Raw genomic sequence first — 13,171 nt, forward strand, 5'->3', positions numbered from 1 at the left:
TAACAGGGATTTCGTTGAAAACCCCCACTCGTTTCACTTTTTTCTCGGGTTCGTTCCCGTGACTTCCCGCATGCGGCGCAGTCGTGTCTTGGCGGCGTCGTACGGCAGCTTGAGGCGGCGGTACTCCCACTTTTCAAGATCGAGCAGGTACTCCGCCTGCGCCTTGTCCCTCTCGTAGCGGCTCATGGGGCAGCTCTCGCGCTTGGCGGGCCTCGGCCTCGCTGGGAACCGGCGCGTCGATCTCTTTGCCTCGCTCTCGGCGTACACCGCTCGCTGCTCCGGGGTCATGGCCGCCAGCGCCTCGGCGCACGCCGCCTCGCGCCCTGCCAGCTGCTCGCGCATCCGGCACACCCGGCACCTTCCGTCCCTGTCGAGGGCGGAGCGCCACGTGGCGCACTCGTCGCACCATACGAGCCTCGTGCGGCAGCACCTCAGGGACAGGCCGAGCCTGGCGGCGGCGTGCTCCACCGATTTGCGCGAGCGCTTGAGGTTGCGGCATATCTCGCGCACGGGGATCCTGCCGGCCATGTCGCGCAGCCGGTCGATCTCGGCGGTGGTCCACGCCCTCTGGGCCGATCCTCTTCGCGTCATCGCGGCATGGACGCTTTCACGTGCCGCCAGCTGCGGACCAGGAGGCGGCGCCCCGTGACCTCGGCGAACTGCAGCTGCAGCCACGTCGTGCCGGCCTGGCTGTCGAGCGTCGGGTCGAGATGCGGGTGTATCCGGTCGGCCAGGCCGGGATTGTCCATGATCAGCAGCCTGGACAGGCACGGCCAGTGGGCCATGGCCAAGCCGGGGAGCTGGTGCACGACCGCCTGGCCCGCGTCCGTCGTGCGGACGACGCGCAGCACGTCCAGGTACAGCGCCGTGTAGTTGTTGACGGCCGGGTCGACCTTCGACGGGGCCTTGGCCCATGCAACGGCCTCGCGGGCCGCCTTCATCGCGGGCGCCTGCTCCACGGTCACCACCATCCTTGCGCCATGCCGTGCGCCGCCAGAACGATGACGGCGTAGGTGACGGCGAACGACCCGAACGCGAACAGCAGATCGCTTCGCATGTCGTTGTATGCTCCGCGCCGCCCGCTTTCGCGGCCATTGAACGACGATCCCTTCATCTGACGCCCTCCTCGAACCATTCGTCGAACCATTCGGGCTTCACCAGCTGCCCTCGCTCGCGGCCTGGCGGCAGGAACGTCCTCAGTCGCCCTCGGCTGGCTTCGCGCCGAAGCGTCGTGGGGGATACGCCCGACGCCGCCGCGATCTCGCTGATGGTGTACGCTCCTTTGACCGGCAGCCCGACCAAACGGGCCATCCCGAGGAGCTGACCGGTATCTCCGATGGTCTCCATTGTGGTATCCTCTCTCATGTCATGCGGGCGTTCCTGGCAGGGATTGCCGCCCGCTTGTCTTTCCGGCCACCGCATTACGCGGTGGCTTTCTTGTTCAGCGCGTAGCCCATCAGCTGCATGTCTACGGCGATCGGCCTGGTTCCATTCACGATGACGTTCGATTCGTCGGCCAGGTTGGCTCCGACGTTCACGCTTCCGGGACTCGACCTCCTGATGTGCACGGAGTCGACGGTGTAGACCTTCCCGTCGGCCAGCGACAGCAGCTTGTCGCCGACGGCTACCGTGTCCCCGTACGCGTCCATCAGCCCGAGCGCGTCTGCGATCTGCTGCGCGTCCACGTGCACGGAAGCGCGGCGCTGCTTCTCGGCCATCCCCGACTCGATGCGGGCGACGGCCTCCTTGAGCTCCTCGAACTCGGCGAGGGTGGGGTACTTCCTAGGCGTTGCCATGTCTCGCCTCCTATCGTTGACGGTTCGACTTTGCGTCTCGGGCGGCCTCCTGTTCGATGCGATAAAGGCGCTTGTTGGCCTTTAGCGCTTCGGAATAGGTAAAAAAGATGCTTACTAAGATCGCGACGCTTGGTCCGTCCCATTGGCGGATCCAATCCGTAATCCATTCCATCTGGGCATTCACCTCCTTTTCGCTTCCTTTCGGCTTTTCGCGAGCTTGACGATGTCGAGAAAAAACACGAATCGCCGCGGCCGGCTCTTACAGCTTGTCGGCCAGCCTCGTGGCGACCTCCGTCACCGGGTCGTTGCTCCATGCTGCGAGGTTCTGGTATTCAGAGCCGATTGAAGCCAAGCTGAGAAGCATGGAGAATGCGGCTATTGCGCCGATGATGGTCGCAACCCAGCAAACCCCGGCCCAAACGGTCTCTCCGCCGTGCTCCTCCTTGCGCCAGGCAGCCACTGCGGCGACGGCGCAGACGGCGACGATCGACAACTCGATGGCGACGGCCATCTGGTACCCTGAGATCGCGAGTTCGCACGAAGCGATCTTCGCCGCGACGTAGTCCGGCGTCGCGATCTGGCTTGCGAATTCGAACAGTCCCATTGGTCTTCCTCTCTATCCTGCTTCTATTCCGTTTCGCTCTCGTCACGTCCGCCGAGTTCGCCCAGCGTCACGCCGAACAGGTCGGCCAGCGCCCAGGCGGTCTCGTAGCCGATGCCGCCCTCGCCGTTCTCGTAGTTCATGATCGTGTTCGCGGTCACGCCGACGGCGGCGGCGACCTCGGACTGCTTCATGCGCGCCCTCGCGCGGAATGCCCGCAGGTTCGCGGCCAGGACGTTCTTGTCGTACGGCATTCACTCACCCCCTTTCGTCACCAACAGCGCCACGGCGGAGAAGCCCGCCAGAAAGCAGGAGCAGATCAGAAGACCCGCTTCCTCCTGCAGTCCTCCGAGGAAGGCGCCCACGAAGCACACAATCGCCGCCCAGGCGAACCCCGTAGCAACTGCGCGGAACATTCTCACCGGCTTCTCCTTCAATATTGATCGTTTAACGACTAACTATTTGCCTAGACTAGTCTTTATACGACCCTATGTCAACAAAAATTCTCAAACGAGGTTGATTTTTTTGTATCTAGGAGATAATATTTTTTGCACTTAATGAGGAGGAGATTGTGGGAATTGACACCAAAGAGCGCGCAAAAGCTATAGGCACACATCTTCAGGCCGCAAGAAAGGCTGCCGGATTCAAGTCTGCCAAGGCTTTTGCAGACCATGTTGGCTTAAGCAAGGATACTTATACTGGATATGAGCAGGGAAGAATAAGCCTCTCTTATGAGCGTGCCTGGGAGTTTGCCGACGCGCTGGACTGCACCCTCGACGCTTTGGGAGGACGCAAGCCCCCCGATCGCGCCTACGACGACCCAGGGCAGGCTGCACTCAACGCGAGCTACGAGAACATGAACGAGAGCGGGAAGGAGACCCTCGCCGCGGTTGCCCGGTCCATGGAGAGGGACACGGCCAACCGAATCGTTAAAGACAGGCCGGAACGTGCTGACGGTCAGATCGCGAAGGGAGCGTAGATGAGCGAGGAAAAGGGAGATGTATTTGATTCGATCGCCAAGTATGGCGGTGTCGGAGCCGCTGGCATCTTCGGCTCGGTGTTTTTTCCGGCGATCATCTTGTCGTCTATCAACGGCTGGCTCGAAGAGCAGATGGCCGCAAATCAGAATGCACTCGTCCTCTCCTGCGCCCTCGCCGCAATCGCCGGCGCGGGGATCGCATGCTCTATTGCCATCCCAGTCATGAAGTGGCGGGTGGCAGCGCGGATCAAAGCCAAGGATGCCGAACTCGAGGCCAAAGACGTCGAGTTCGCCGAACTAGAAAAACAGGTGGCCGAACTTGAAAAGCGCCCAATCCAGGGGCAACGTACCGTGATGACGGAGACTGACAAGCGGAACAGGACAAGGGAGTTCCTTCGTTCGAAAATCGCCGAGATGACCGCCTCCCAAGTGAGGTTGGTGATGGATGCTTCTATGGGAGCGAAGCTGCAGATCGAAGCACAAGATGCGATTGAGCTCGCCGGGATAGGCGTCGCCATGATGCCGACGGAGGCGACCATGCATTGCTACAGCGATGGGGATTCGTTCGATTTGAGGTTGACGCCCGAAATGAACAAGGCCGTTTCTACGGAGACCCAGTTCTTTTTGGACGAAGCGAAAAGCAAGATAGAAGGATTCGAGCGTCTTAAAGAGAAGAAGCTCTAATAGAAGAGCGCCACCGTCATGATGGCGAGCATGCACAGTAGGAGGGCGAGGACGACGATCCAGCAGCCGATGACGATCTTGAACAGCGTGTCTATGCTCATGGAGCTTCTCCTAACGGTAAAGGATGCAGTATGAACATCCCAGATATGTCACATTTCGATTGGGGCCAGGCGTTACCGTACCTTTCGGTGCTGGTGGCGGCTGTTGCCGCTGTCGGCGCTATAGCGTCGGCGATCGTTTCGCGCAAAGTGTACTTGTCCCAAACGCGTCCTAACGTGATCGTCTACGTCGACCACGACAGATCGAAAGGATCCATTGTTCTCTGGGTGAAGAACATTGGAAACGGCGTGGCTTTCGACATATCGTTTGAACTGAATGGCCTGCCTGGGCTCGATTGTTTGGATCGTGGCTTCGTGGACAAGCTCAACAAAAGCGGGATTAAAATGCTCGCTCCCGGAACGTACGTGGACTCAGTGGTCGGGATATCGTCCGATGCCGTATTTCGTGATCCTGTTGGAGTTATACCGGTTCGAGTATTCTATTACGGTAGAAGCAATAAAGAAGGAACCCGGTTTTGCGACGAGTACTTTCTGGATTACGATGCATTTCTTGGCTCGATATATACAGATTCAGAAGAGCGCCAAACCAGGCGCGCGGTCGAGAGGATCGCCGATTCCATCGGTAAAAACGGCAGCGGCCTGAAAAGCGAGATAGCCAAAGCGGGAACCGCTATAAAAGGAGCGATCGAGGAGATGTCCAAGTAGGGTCTACGGCAATCGCACCCCCGCGTAAGTTTGGCGACCTGGGCGGGGGTGCAACCTAACCTGACGGAAAGGCAAGGTGAATTGTACCATGCCGAGGAAGAAACGGCGGCGCTCATGGGGATCGATCACGAGCGTGACGAAAACCAAGCACGTCCTGCGCTGGACGGAGAACACGCCGGAGGGGCGGAAGCGGCGCTCGCGCACCGTCGAGTGCACTTACAAGGAGGCGTGCTTCGAGCTGAGCCGCCTGGAGGTCGAGCATTCGGAGGACCGCCCCGTCCCGACCATAGGGGAGGCGTACCGAATGTGGTACCTGCCGTGGATCGAGCGGCGGGTTGCGGACGGTCGCACGAAGCCGAACACCCGCGACGCGTACGCCGTCTGCTGGCGCAACGTGGCGGCGCCGCGATGGGATCGCGTGCCCGTGGACAGCGTCGAGCCGGCGAGGGTCCAGGAGTGGCTCCTGACGCTCTCCGTCGGCAATGCTAGCCATGCCGTCGTGATCCTGCGCAAAGTGCTGGACTTCGCGGTCCAGTACGATCTGGTCCTATCGAACAAGTTCCGGCTTCCGTACGAGATGCCGGTCAGAAAAGCGATCGAGAGGCGAGTCGGGACGTACGACCTTGCGCGCGCGGAAGCCGTGCTCGCGAAGCTGCGAGGGACCATCGTCGAAGCACCCTACATAATGGCTTGCTTCGGAGGGGCGCGCACGGGCGAGTCGCTGGGCGTCAAGCCGGAGGAAGTGGAGCTCGTCGAATCCCACGGCGTGCGACTGGCGGTCGTGCCGATAGTGCGTCGCATGGAGAAGGCGGGGGAGGCCCCGATGCCGGACGGCGATCTCAAGAACCCGCAGAGCGTGAGGACGACCGTCATACCGGAGCCTTACGGGGTCCGCTTGCACGAAATAGCGCGCCAGAGGATAGCCGAGGGGTCGGGATGGATGGCCGACCGCGGCGACGGGGTGCCGCTCAGCATGAACTCGTTGAAGCACGCCTGGGAAGCGTCCGCCGGCTCTGACGCGATACCGTTCGCCAGCCTCCGGAACTCATGGCGCACCATCGCCCAGTACGATTGGATGGTAGACTTCGACACGTTGGAATTCCTTATGGGGCACGTCCTGCCGGGGGTGACCGGCAAGCACTACCTCAAGCCGACGGTCGACAACCTGGTGGACGCCGTGGGCCGCGCCTTGGTGCAATCTGCGTCCAGTTAGGATATTTAAGGATATTTCGACGAATAACCCCAGGTCAGAGAGATTAAATCTTAAGCTTTCCTTAAATTTTGAGTCGCCGCGACCGGGGGATCGACCGGGGCGGATACAATGAATCCAACGAGAGGCAAGGAAAGGGGCTAGACGTGGAGTCGAGGAACCGGGTGGCCGTATGCGATGACGAGCAGGCCATCGCCGACCTGGTAGGACAGCTGCTTTCCGAGCGGGGCTTCGAGCCCGCGGTGTTCTACGCGGGCGCCGATCTGCTCGACGTTTTCGAGCGCGAGGGGTTCGACCTCGTCATCCTCGATATCATGATGCCCGGTATGGACGGGTTCGCCTGCTGTCGCGAGATCCGCAGGACAAGCGCCGTTCCCATCATTTTCCTCACGGCGAAAGACGAGGAGATCGACAAGGTGGTCGGCTTCGAGCTGGGCGCCGACGACTACGTGGTCAAGCCGTTCAAGCCGCGCGAGCTGATAGCCCGCGTACGGGCGCGTCTTCGCCGCACGGCTCAACCCTCAGATGCGCGGTCAACGCCGTCGCTGTTGGAATCGAGCGGAATCGTGCTCGACGAGGGTGCCCACGAAGCCTCGCTGCACGGCGAACCGCTCACGCTCACGCCGAAGGAGTTCGCTATACTGGCGGAGCTGCTGCGCGCGAAAGGGCGGCCGGTGGCATCGCAATCGCTGTTCGAGAGCGTATGGAACGAACCTGCGAACCCTCAAAGCAACAACACGGTCATGGTGCATATCAGGCACGTGCGCAAGAAGCTGGCCGCCGTGGATTCCTCGCAGGAATTCATCGAGACGGTGTGGGGCGTCGGGTACAAGTTGGGCTGACAGCCTCGCGCTTGCAAGGAAAGGGATGGATGCTATGAAGGAAACGGTCCTCGACCAGGCCCGGCAGGATCAGACGCGCAGGCTTTCGAATGCCATTTTGCGCCGTACGATCGTGAACGTGATCCTGTTCTCGGTGGCGTACATAGCAGGGTTCGCGCTGTTCATGCTGACGCTGGGCAACGTCGTATCCAACCTCGTCTACCGATTGGTGCTGTACAACGACCAGATTCACGGACTGATCGCCATGCTGTTCATCCCGCTGACGATTTGCGGGTTCGTCCTGGGAATTGTGCTGGTGGTGCGCTCCGGCATTAACCGGGCGCTCGGCTACTTCGATCTGCTGCTCGACTCGGTGTCCGACATTCTCGCGAAGCGGGAAGGCCCCATCGTGCTGCCGGCCGAGCTGGCTCCAACGGCCATGGCTTTGAACGGGATAAAGGTGGAGTCGGAGCAGAACGAGCGCACGGCCAAGGCGGCCGAGGAGCGCAAAAACGAGCTGGTCATGTACTTGGCGCACGACATCAAGACGCCGCTCACGTCCATTATCGGCTACCTCTCGCTGCTTGAAGAGTCGCCCGACTTACCAGTGGAAGTCCGCGCTCGCTACACGGGCATCGCGTTGGCGAAGGCGCATCGGCTTGAGGAGCTGCTCGAAGAGTTCTTCGAGATCACGCGGTACAATTTACAGGCGCTTCCCATTGAGCGCTCGCGTTTCGACGGCGTTCTGTTCGTGAACCAGGTGATCGAGGAGTTCTATCCTCTGGCCGAAGGGCGCGCCCTGAGCCTGGCCTACGAAGGACCCGAGGAGCTTTCGGTCTTTGCGGACGCAAGCCGCGTCGCGCGCGTGCTCAACAACGTGATGAAGAACGCGGTGGCGTACGCCGATGCCGGAACCGACGTGGTCGTGCGCACGAACTTGACCGTTGCGGCGGACGGCTTCGTGTGGTGGGAGCTGACGGTGACCAACCGGGGCCGCGAACTGTCTCCCCAGCATATCGAGCGCATTTTCGAGAAGTTCTTCCGCGCGGACGAGGCGCGCGCCTCGTCGGGAGGGGCGGGGCTGGGGCTTGCCATCGCGCGCGAGATAGCGCGGGCGCACGGCGGCGACATCTATGCGACAAGCGATGCGGGCGTCACTTCGTTCACCATCTGGATTCCCCAGGGGCCGAGCGTGATCGCGCCGTCGCAGAGCGCTTGCGAGTGACCGACGCCGTTATATGTGGGCAAGCTGTGGCGCGCCCGTATCGTCTGCTTGCCGGGCGCGGGTGCTTGGCATACAATAGGCGGGCTGCGAAAACGCAGGCACTTTCCGCTTGGTTCGCATACGTCCACCGTATGTCCACCCAGAGGAAAGCGCGTACCCCGCGCTCCGTTTTCGGACGAGCGCAGAAAACGCGGAGCCGCAAGGCCCGCAGGAAAGGTGGAGACATGGCTGATAGGCTTAGCATCAGCAAGGAGCGTACCGCGGAGCTCATCAAGGAGTTCGGTAAGGGCGAGGGCGACTCCGGTAGCCCCGAGGTGCAGATCGCGATTCTTTCCGAGCGCATCCGCAACCTGACCGAGCACTTGAAGGTGCACAAGAAGGACAACCACACGCGCCGTGGCCTCATGATGCTCATCGGTAAGCGTCGCGGTCTTCTGAAGTACGTCAAGAACCGCAACATCGAAGAGTATCGCGTGCTCATCAAGAAGTTGGGCATCCGCGACAACATCTAAGCTCCGAGAAGCCCGCCCCGGCGGGCTTTTTCGCATAAACGCAGGGATCTTTCCCCGCACGAGCGGGGTTGGAAATACAAGCGGTCGGAAGCGCAAGGGCGCATTCGCTCGCGGCAGAGAGAAAACGTAAGTACCTCGTCGCCGAAGAAGCTGAGCAGCACTAGGGCCGCTCAGGTGAAGAGAAAGAAAAGAAGCTTATGGAGAAAATCGTCGAATCCTTCGAACTGTACGGGAAGCAGTACCGTTTGGAGACAGGCGAGCTGGCCAAGCAGGCCACGGGCTCGGTCGTCGTCACTCAGGGCGACACCACCGTGCTGGTGACGGCCGTCATCTCGAACCAGGAGAAAGACTACGACTTCTTTCCCCTTACGGTCGACTTCATCGAGAAGATGTACGCCGTCGGCCGCATCCCCGGCGGCTACCTCAAGCGCGAAGCGCGTCCGTCCGACAAGGGCACGCTGACCGCGCGCATGGTCGACCGTCCCATCCGCCCCGGTTTCGTGGACGGATTCAAGCGCGAGGTGCACATCGTGTGCACGACGCTCGTGGTGGATAGCATCAACCCGCCCGACACCGTGTGCGTCATGGGCGCTTCCGCGGCCCTCATGCTGGGCGCCGCTCCGTTCGACGGCCCTGCTGCGTGCGTGCGCATCGGCCGCAACCCCGAAACGGGCGAGTTCATCGTCAACCCGACGTTCGAGGAATCCGAGAACTCCGACCTCGAGCTGACCATCGCCGGTACGGCCGACTACATCTCCATGGTGGAGGCCGGCGCCGACGAGATCTCCGAAGAGGACATGCTGGCGGCCATGACGTTCGGCCAGGAGGCCATCGCCGCGTTCTGCGAGGCGCAGCAGCGCTTCCTCGACCGCGCCCATATCGAGCCGCGCGAGTGGCCCGTGCATGTGGCCGATCCGGCTATCGCCGAGCGCATCGCTCCGTTCGAGGCCGAGATGGCCGCCGCGCTGCGCGACGCCGACAAGCAGGCTCGCATGGGCAAGGTGGAAGAGCTCAAGAACCGCATCAAGGCCGAGCAGTTCACGGACGAGGAACTGGCCGCCTGGAAGGGCGACGTTTCCGCCGAGCTCAAGAAGCTCGAGAAGAAGGCCATGCGCGCCATGGTCATCGAGACGGGCGAGCGCGCCGACGGACGTCGCCCCGAGGACATCCGCCCGCTCTACATCGTGCCGGGCTACCTGCCCCGCGTGCACGGATCGGGCCTGTTCCAGCGCGGACAGACGCAGGCGCTTTCCATCTGTACGCTCGGCATGCTGAACGAGTGGCAGCGCCTTGACACCATCGACCCCGCCGAGGGCAAGCGCTATATGCACCAGTACAACTTCCCGCCGTACTGCACGGGCGAAACCGGCCGCATGGGCGCTCCGAAGCGTCGCGAAATCGGTCACGGCGCCCTTGCGGAGCGCGCTCTCATTCCGGTTCTGCCGAGCGAGGACGACTTCCCCTACGCCATCCGCGTGGTGTCCGAGGTGCTGGAGTCCAACGGTTCGTCCTCCATGGCGTCCACGTGCGGTTCCACGCTGGCGCTCATGGACGCTGGCGTGCCCATCAAGGCTCCCGTGTCCGGCATTGCCATGGGCCTCATCAAAGAGGGCGACGACGTGGTCATCCTTTCCGACATCCAGGGCATCGAGGACTTCCTCGGCGACATGGACTTCAAGGTGTGCGGCACCGAGAAGGGCATCACGGCTCTTCAGATGGACAACAAGGCCCGCGGCCTGTCCGTCGACATCCTCGCTCGCGCGCTCAAGCAGGCAAGCGAGGGCCGCGCTCACATCTTGGGCGCCATGCTGGAGACCATCGCCGCGCCGCGCGAGGAGCTTTCCCAGTTCGCGCCGCGCATCGAGACCATTCACATTCCCGTTGACAAGATCCGCGACGTTATCGGCAGCGGCGGCAAGGTCGTGCGCGGCATCCAGGAGGAGACGGGTGCGCACATCGACATCCAGGAAGACGGCACCATCCACATTGCCGCCATCGAGGGCCCTGCTGGCGACGCTGCAAAGGCCATGATCCTGGGCATCGTCAAGGAGCCCGAGGTGGGCGAGGAGTTCGACGGCGAAGTCGTGGGCATCAAGGACTTCGGCGCGTTCGTCAAGCTCACGCCGGGCAAGGACGGCCTGCTGCACATCAGCCGCGTGGCGAACGGCCGCGTGGGCAAGGTGGAAGACGTGCTGAACTTGGGCGACATCGTCAAGGTGAAGGTGCTCGAGGTCGATCCCAACTCCGGTAAGATCTCGCTCGACCGCCTGGACAAGCCGGAAGCGCCCGCCGGCTCCGCTCCCGAGCGCGGCGACCGTCCGCGTCGCGAGGACCGCGGAGACCGCGACACCCGTCCCGGTCGTAGCGGTCGCGAAGGCCGCGGCGGCAACGGCGGCAACGGCCGTACGCCTCGCAGGCGTCACGAGGGCTAATCTTTCGGGAAAGGCTGCCGAAGCGGTTTTCCGAGTTCGAACGTTTTCGTTTGACGACGGGCGCCGACGACCCTGCGGTTGTCGGCGCCCGTTTCGTTTCTCCGGAAGCGGTAGGGCCGCTTCCGGAGATTTGGGCGCGAAACCGCCCCGCAGGGACCACGCAGGGCGTTCTGCCGCTGATGGGCTTCATGTGCGAACGCCGCCCAATCCCGCCGCCGAAGCCCCGATGCGCCGATGCAGCGCCGTTCCTTTCCGGCTCGTGGTACTATGCTGCAAACAAAAGACGAAAGGAAGAACATGATCAAGGTTGCAGTGTCGGGTTGTGCAGGTCGGATGGGCACCGCGGTGGTGGATGCAGTAGGGAAGGCCGAGGATATGGAAGTCGTCTGCGGCATCGATCCGCACGGAGCGGAGCTCGACGCTGCGCAGCCCGTGTTCGCCAGCGTTGCCGAGGCGCTCGAAGGCGCGACGTTCGACGTGCTGGTGGACTTCACGCAGCCTTCCGTCGTGGCCGACAACGTGCGCGCGGCCCTGTCGGCCGGCGTTGACTGCGTCGTAGGCACGACGGGCATGTCAAACCAGGTGCTCGAGGAGCTTGCGGCAGCGGCGGCGCCGGGTGCGTGCTTGTTCTACGCTCCGAACTTCACGACGGGCGCCGTGCTCATGATGGAGTTCGCCAAGGCGGCGGCACCGTATTTCCCGGAGGCCGAGGTCATCGAGTTCCATCACTGCAACAAGAAGGACGCCCCTTCGGGAACGGCCGTGCGCACGGCGCAGATCATCGCGGAAGCTCGCGGAGGTCGCGCAAGCGAGGCTCCGGGTCGCGAAACCGAGATGGAGGGCATGGAGGGCGCGCGCGGCGCGCTCGTCGAGGGCGTTCCCGTGCATGCGGTGCGCTCGATGGGCTACGTGGCAAGTCAGGAGGTCATGTTCGGCTCGCTCGGCCAGACGCTGACGATTCGCCACGATTCGTGGGATCGCACGTCGTACATGCCGGGCGTGCTGCTGGGCATCCGCAGCGTAGGCGCGCGCGAAGGCCTCATTGTAGGTTTGGAGAACTTCATGTCATGACGCTTGCGTCGTGGCATAATGACGGTTTGTACATGATGTAGGAACAGCAATGCGGCACGGTGCCGCGTTGCAGCAAGGTGAGGAGCACGAGCATGTCGCAGCCCCGTTTCGGTCGCATGATTCCGGCCATGGTGACGCCCTTTAATCAGGATCGCGAACTGGATCTGGACAAAGCCCAGGCTCTCGCCGTGCGCCTGGTCGACGGCGGCAGCGATTCGCTCATCATCAACGGCACCACGGGCGAGAGCCCGACCGTGTTCTACCCGCAGAAGATGAAGCTGTTCAGCGCAGTAGTCGAGGCCGTTGGCGATCGCGTCCCCGTCATCGCCAACGTTGGCGACAACTGCACTGCCGATACGGTCGACTTCGCACGCGACGTCGCAGCCTTGGGCGTCGACGGTTTCATGTGCGTGGTCCCGTACTACAACAAGCCGCCGCAAGAGGGCATTTACCAGCACTTCCGCGCTATCGCGGGCTCGGTGGAGCTGCCCATCATCCTGTACAACATCCCCGGTCGCTGCGTGGTCAACATGGAAGCGGAAACCACGCTGCGCCTGGCCAACGAATTCGACAACGTGGTAGCCGTCAAGGAAGCGTCGGGCAGAATGGACCAGGTGAAGGCCATCATCGACGCTGCCCCCGAAGGCTTCGACGTATACTCGGGAGACGACTCGGCCACGTTCGACATCATGCAGATGGGCGGTGCCGGCGTTATCTCGACGATCGGCAACGTGGCGCCTGCTCGTATGAAGGAAATCGTCGATCTGTGCGCCGCCGGCGATTGGGAAGTGGCGGCGGCCGCCAACGACCGCCTCATGCCGCTTATGACGGGCCTGTTCGAAACGTCGAACCCGATCCTCGTCAAAGAGGCGCTGCGCCTGCTCGATTTCCCGGTAGGCGGCGTCCGTCTTCCCCTGGTGGATGCGACACCCGAACAGTCCGAGCGTTTGGCGCAGATCATGCGCGAAACGGGCGTACTGCAATAAAGGAATGTAGCGTCGGTCACGACGCATTGACATAGCAGCGACGTGCGGAAGCGTAGAAGCTGGCCGTTTTGGTTCAGGCTTCGCGCGAGG

The 13,171-nt window shown here is 62.3% G+C and carries 19 protein-coding genes; 10 read left to right on the forward strand and 9 right to left on the reverse strand.

Translation table 11 applies throughout. The annotated features are described in order from the left end of the window. Positions 1 to 33: 33 nt before the first annotated feature. The 9 genes from ACTQZK_RS01710 to ACTQZK_RS01750 form a co-directional block, all read right to left on the reverse strand. Entirely contained in the window at positions 34 to 591 is a 558-nt protein-coding gene (locus tag ACTQZK_RS01710; protein ID WP_417123190.1) for a hypothetical protein, read from the reverse strand. Further along, positions 588 to 971 (reverse strand): hypothetical protein, encoded by a 384-nt coding sequence (locus tag ACTQZK_RS01715; protein WP_441898169.1) that lies wholly within the window; start codon positions 969 to 971, stop codon positions 588 to 590. The genes ACTQZK_RS01710 and ACTQZK_RS01715 overlap by 4 nt, the downstream gene beginning before the upstream one ends. After that, positions 962 to 1,114: a hypothetical protein gene (locus ACTQZK_RS01720; protein WP_417123194.1), complete on the reverse strand. Its 153-nt coding sequence runs from the start codon at positions 1,112 to 1,114 to the stop codon at positions 962 to 964. Before ACTQZK_RS01720 ends, ACTQZK_RS01715 begins: the two co-directional genes overlap by 10 nt. Next, on the reverse strand, positions 1,111 to 1,347 hold the full coding sequence (locus ACTQZK_RS01725; protein ID WP_417123195.1) for a hypothetical protein: 237 nt from the start codon (positions 1,345 to 1,347) through the stop codon (positions 1,111 to 1,113). The genes ACTQZK_RS01720 and ACTQZK_RS01725 overlap by 4 nt, the downstream gene beginning before the upstream one ends. A gap of 74 nt (positions 1,348 to 1,421) precedes the next feature. After that, positions 1,422 to 1,796, reverse strand: coding sequence for a hypothetical protein (locus tag ACTQZK_RS01730; protein ID WP_225749194.1), 375 nt, complete (start codon positions 1,794 to 1,796; stop codon positions 1,422 to 1,424). 10 nt (positions 1,797 to 1,806) lie between these two features. After that, the gene (locus ACTQZK_RS01735) at positions 1,807 to 1,968 is read right to left on the reverse strand and encodes a hypothetical protein (protein ID WP_225749021.1); all 162 of its coding nucleotides are present in this window, start codon (positions 1,966 to 1,968) and stop codon (positions 1,807 to 1,809) included. An 87-nt stretch (positions 1,969 to 2,055) separates the two neighbouring features. Beyond that, positions 2,056 to 2,400 carry a hypothetical protein gene (locus ACTQZK_RS01740; RefSeq protein ID WP_441898172.1) on the reverse strand — a complete coding sequence of 115 codons (345 nt, stop codon included), beginning with the start codon at positions 2,398 to 2,400 and terminating at the stop codon, positions 2,056 to 2,058. A 23-nt stretch (positions 2,401 to 2,423) separates the two neighbouring features. After that, on the reverse strand, positions 2,424 to 2,651 hold the full coding sequence (locus tag ACTQZK_RS01745; RefSeq protein WP_441898173.1) for a helix-turn-helix domain-containing protein: 228 nt from the start codon (positions 2,649 to 2,651) through the stop codon (positions 2,424 to 2,426). Beyond that, positions 2,652 to 2,819, reverse strand: a complete 168-nt coding sequence (locus tag ACTQZK_RS01750; protein ID WP_441898175.1) for a hypothetical protein — start codon at positions 2,817 to 2,819, stop codon at positions 2,652 to 2,654. A gap of 149 nt (positions 2,820 to 2,968) precedes the next feature. Here ACTQZK_RS01750 and ACTQZK_RS01755 point away from each other — a divergent pair, with 149 nt between their 5' ends. The 10 genes from ACTQZK_RS01755 to dapA all read left to right on the forward strand — a co-directional run bounded on the left by ACTQZK_RS01755 (position 2,969) and on the right by dapA (position 13,081). Then, the gene (locus tag ACTQZK_RS01755) at positions 2,969 to 3,376 is read left to right on the forward strand and encodes a helix-turn-helix domain-containing protein (RefSeq protein WP_441898176.1); all 408 of its coding nucleotides are present in this window, start codon (positions 2,969 to 2,971) and stop codon (positions 3,374 to 3,376) included. Next, a complete protein-coding gene (locus ACTQZK_RS01760) occupies positions 3,377 to 4,060 on the forward strand; it encodes a hypothetical protein (protein WP_441898177.1) in 684 nt (227 codons plus the stop codon). Between the two features lie 131 nt (positions 4,061 to 4,191). Continuing rightward, positions 4,192 to 4,824, forward strand: a complete 633-nt coding sequence (locus tag ACTQZK_RS01765) for a hypothetical protein (RefSeq protein ID WP_225749187.1) — start codon at positions 4,192 to 4,194, stop codon at positions 4,822 to 4,824. Positions 4,825 to 4,912: 88 nt separating this feature from the next. Then, positions 4,913 to 6,037 (forward strand): hypothetical protein, encoded by a 1,125-nt coding sequence (locus ACTQZK_RS01770; RefSeq protein ID WP_417123204.1) that lies wholly within the window; start codon positions 4,913 to 4,915, stop codon positions 6,035 to 6,037. Between the two features lie 143 nt (positions 6,038 to 6,180). Continuing rightward, positions 6,181 to 6,876 carry a response regulator transcription factor gene (locus ACTQZK_RS01775; RefSeq protein WP_216528527.1) on the forward strand — a complete coding sequence of 232 codons (696 nt, stop codon included), beginning with the start codon at positions 6,181 to 6,183 and terminating at the stop codon, positions 6,874 to 6,876. Positions 6,877 to 6,901: 25 nt separating this feature from the next. Then, the gene (locus ACTQZK_RS01780; RefSeq protein WP_225749185.1) at positions 6,902 to 8,080 is read left to right on the forward strand and encodes a sensor histidine kinase; all 1,179 of its coding nucleotides are present in this window, start codon (positions 6,902 to 6,904) and stop codon (positions 8,078 to 8,080) included. A 224-nt stretch (positions 8,081 to 8,304) separates the two neighbouring features. After that, positions 8,305 to 8,592, forward strand: coding sequence for a 30S ribosomal protein S15 (gene rpsO / locus ACTQZK_RS01785; RefSeq protein WP_114566115.1), 288 nt, complete (start codon positions 8,305 to 8,307; stop codon positions 8,590 to 8,592). A 197-nt stretch (positions 8,593 to 8,789) separates the two neighbouring features. Continuing rightward, positions 8,790 to 11,024 (forward strand): polyribonucleotide nucleotidyltransferase, encoded by a 2,235-nt coding sequence (locus ACTQZK_RS01790; protein WP_114566114.1) that lies wholly within the window; start codon positions 8,790 to 8,792, stop codon positions 11,022 to 11,024. 297 nt (positions 11,025 to 11,321) lie between these two features. Beyond that, a complete protein-coding gene (dapB, locus tag ACTQZK_RS01795) occupies positions 11,322 to 12,095 on the forward strand; it encodes a 4-hydroxy-tetrahydrodipicolinate reductase (protein WP_441898180.1) in 774 nt (257 codons plus the stop codon). Positions 12,096 to 12,187: 92 nt separating this feature from the next. Next, positions 12,188 to 13,081: a 4-hydroxy-tetrahydrodipicolinate synthase gene (gene dapA / locus ACTQZK_RS01800; protein WP_216528525.1), complete on the forward strand. Its 894-nt coding sequence runs from the start codon at positions 12,188 to 12,190 to the stop codon at positions 13,079 to 13,081. Positions 13,082 to 13,171: the final 90 nt, after the last annotated feature.

This window comes from Paraeggerthella sp. LCP19S3_G8 (assembly GCF_052119225.1).
GTDB lineage: Bacteria > Actinomycetota > Coriobacteriia > Coriobacteriales > Eggerthellaceae > Paraeggerthella > Paraeggerthella hominis.

Excerpts from the sequence above, each read along its gene's own strand:
- ACTQZK_RS01710 (WP_417123190.1), bottom strand. The coding sequence starts at position 591 with ATGACGCGAAGAGGATCGGCCCAGAGGGCGTGGACCACCGCCGAGATC.
- ACTQZK_RS01715 (WP_441898169.1), bottom strand. The coding sequence starts at position 971 with ATGGTGGTGACCGTGGAGCAGGCGCCCGCGATGAAGGCGGCCCGCGAG.
- ACTQZK_RS01720 (WP_417123194.1), bottom strand. The coding sequence starts at position 1,114 with ATGAAGGGATCGTCGTTCAATGGCCGCGAAAGCGGGCGGCGCGGAGCA.
- ACTQZK_RS01725 (WP_417123195.1), bottom strand. The coding sequence starts at position 1,347 with ATGGAGACCATCGGAGATACCGGTCAGCTCCTCGGGATGGCCCGTTTG.
- ACTQZK_RS01730 (WP_225749194.1), bottom strand. The coding sequence starts at position 1,796 with ATGGCAACGCCTAGGAAGTACCCCACCCTCGCCGAGTTCGAGGAGCTC.
- ACTQZK_RS01735 (WP_225749021.1), bottom strand. The coding sequence starts at position 1,968 with ATGGAATGGATTACGGATTGGATCCGCCAATGGGACGGACCAAGCGTC.
- ACTQZK_RS01740 (WP_441898172.1), bottom strand. The coding sequence starts at position 2,400 with ATGGGACTGTTCGAATTCGCAAGCCAGATCGCGACGCCGGACTACGTC.
- ACTQZK_RS01745 (WP_441898173.1), bottom strand. The coding sequence starts at position 2,651 with ATGCCGTACGACAAGAACGTCCTGGCCGCGAACCTGCGGGCATTCCGC.
- ACTQZK_RS01760 (WP_441898177.1), top strand. The coding sequence starts at position 3,377 with ATGAGCGAGGAAAAGGGAGATGTATTTGATTCGATCGCCAAGTATGGC.
- ACTQZK_RS01765 (WP_225749187.1), top strand. The coding sequence starts at position 4,192 with ATGAACATCCCAGATATGTCACATTTCGATTGGGGCCAGGCGTTACCG.
- ACTQZK_RS01770 (WP_417123204.1), top strand. The coding sequence starts at position 4,913 with ATGCCGAGGAAGAAACGGCGGCGCTCATGGGGATCGATCACGAGCGTG.
- ACTQZK_RS01780 (WP_225749185.1), top strand. The coding sequence starts at position 6,902 with ATGGATGCTATGAAGGAAACGGTCCTCGACCAGGCCCGGCAGGATCAG.
- rpsO (WP_114566115.1), top strand. The coding sequence starts at position 8,305 with ATGGCTGATAGGCTTAGCATCAGCAAGGAGCGTACCGCGGAGCTCATC.
- ACTQZK_RS01790 (WP_114566114.1), top strand. The coding sequence starts at position 8,790 with ATGGAGAAAATCGTCGAATCCTTCGAACTGTACGGGAAGCAGTACCGT.
- dapB (WP_441898180.1), top strand. The coding sequence starts at position 11,322 with ATGATCAAGGTTGCAGTGTCGGGTTGTGCAGGTCGGATGGGCACCGCG.
- dapA (WP_216528525.1), top strand. The coding sequence starts at position 12,188 with ATGTCGCAGCCCCGTTTCGGTCGCATGATTCCGGCCATGGTGACGCCC.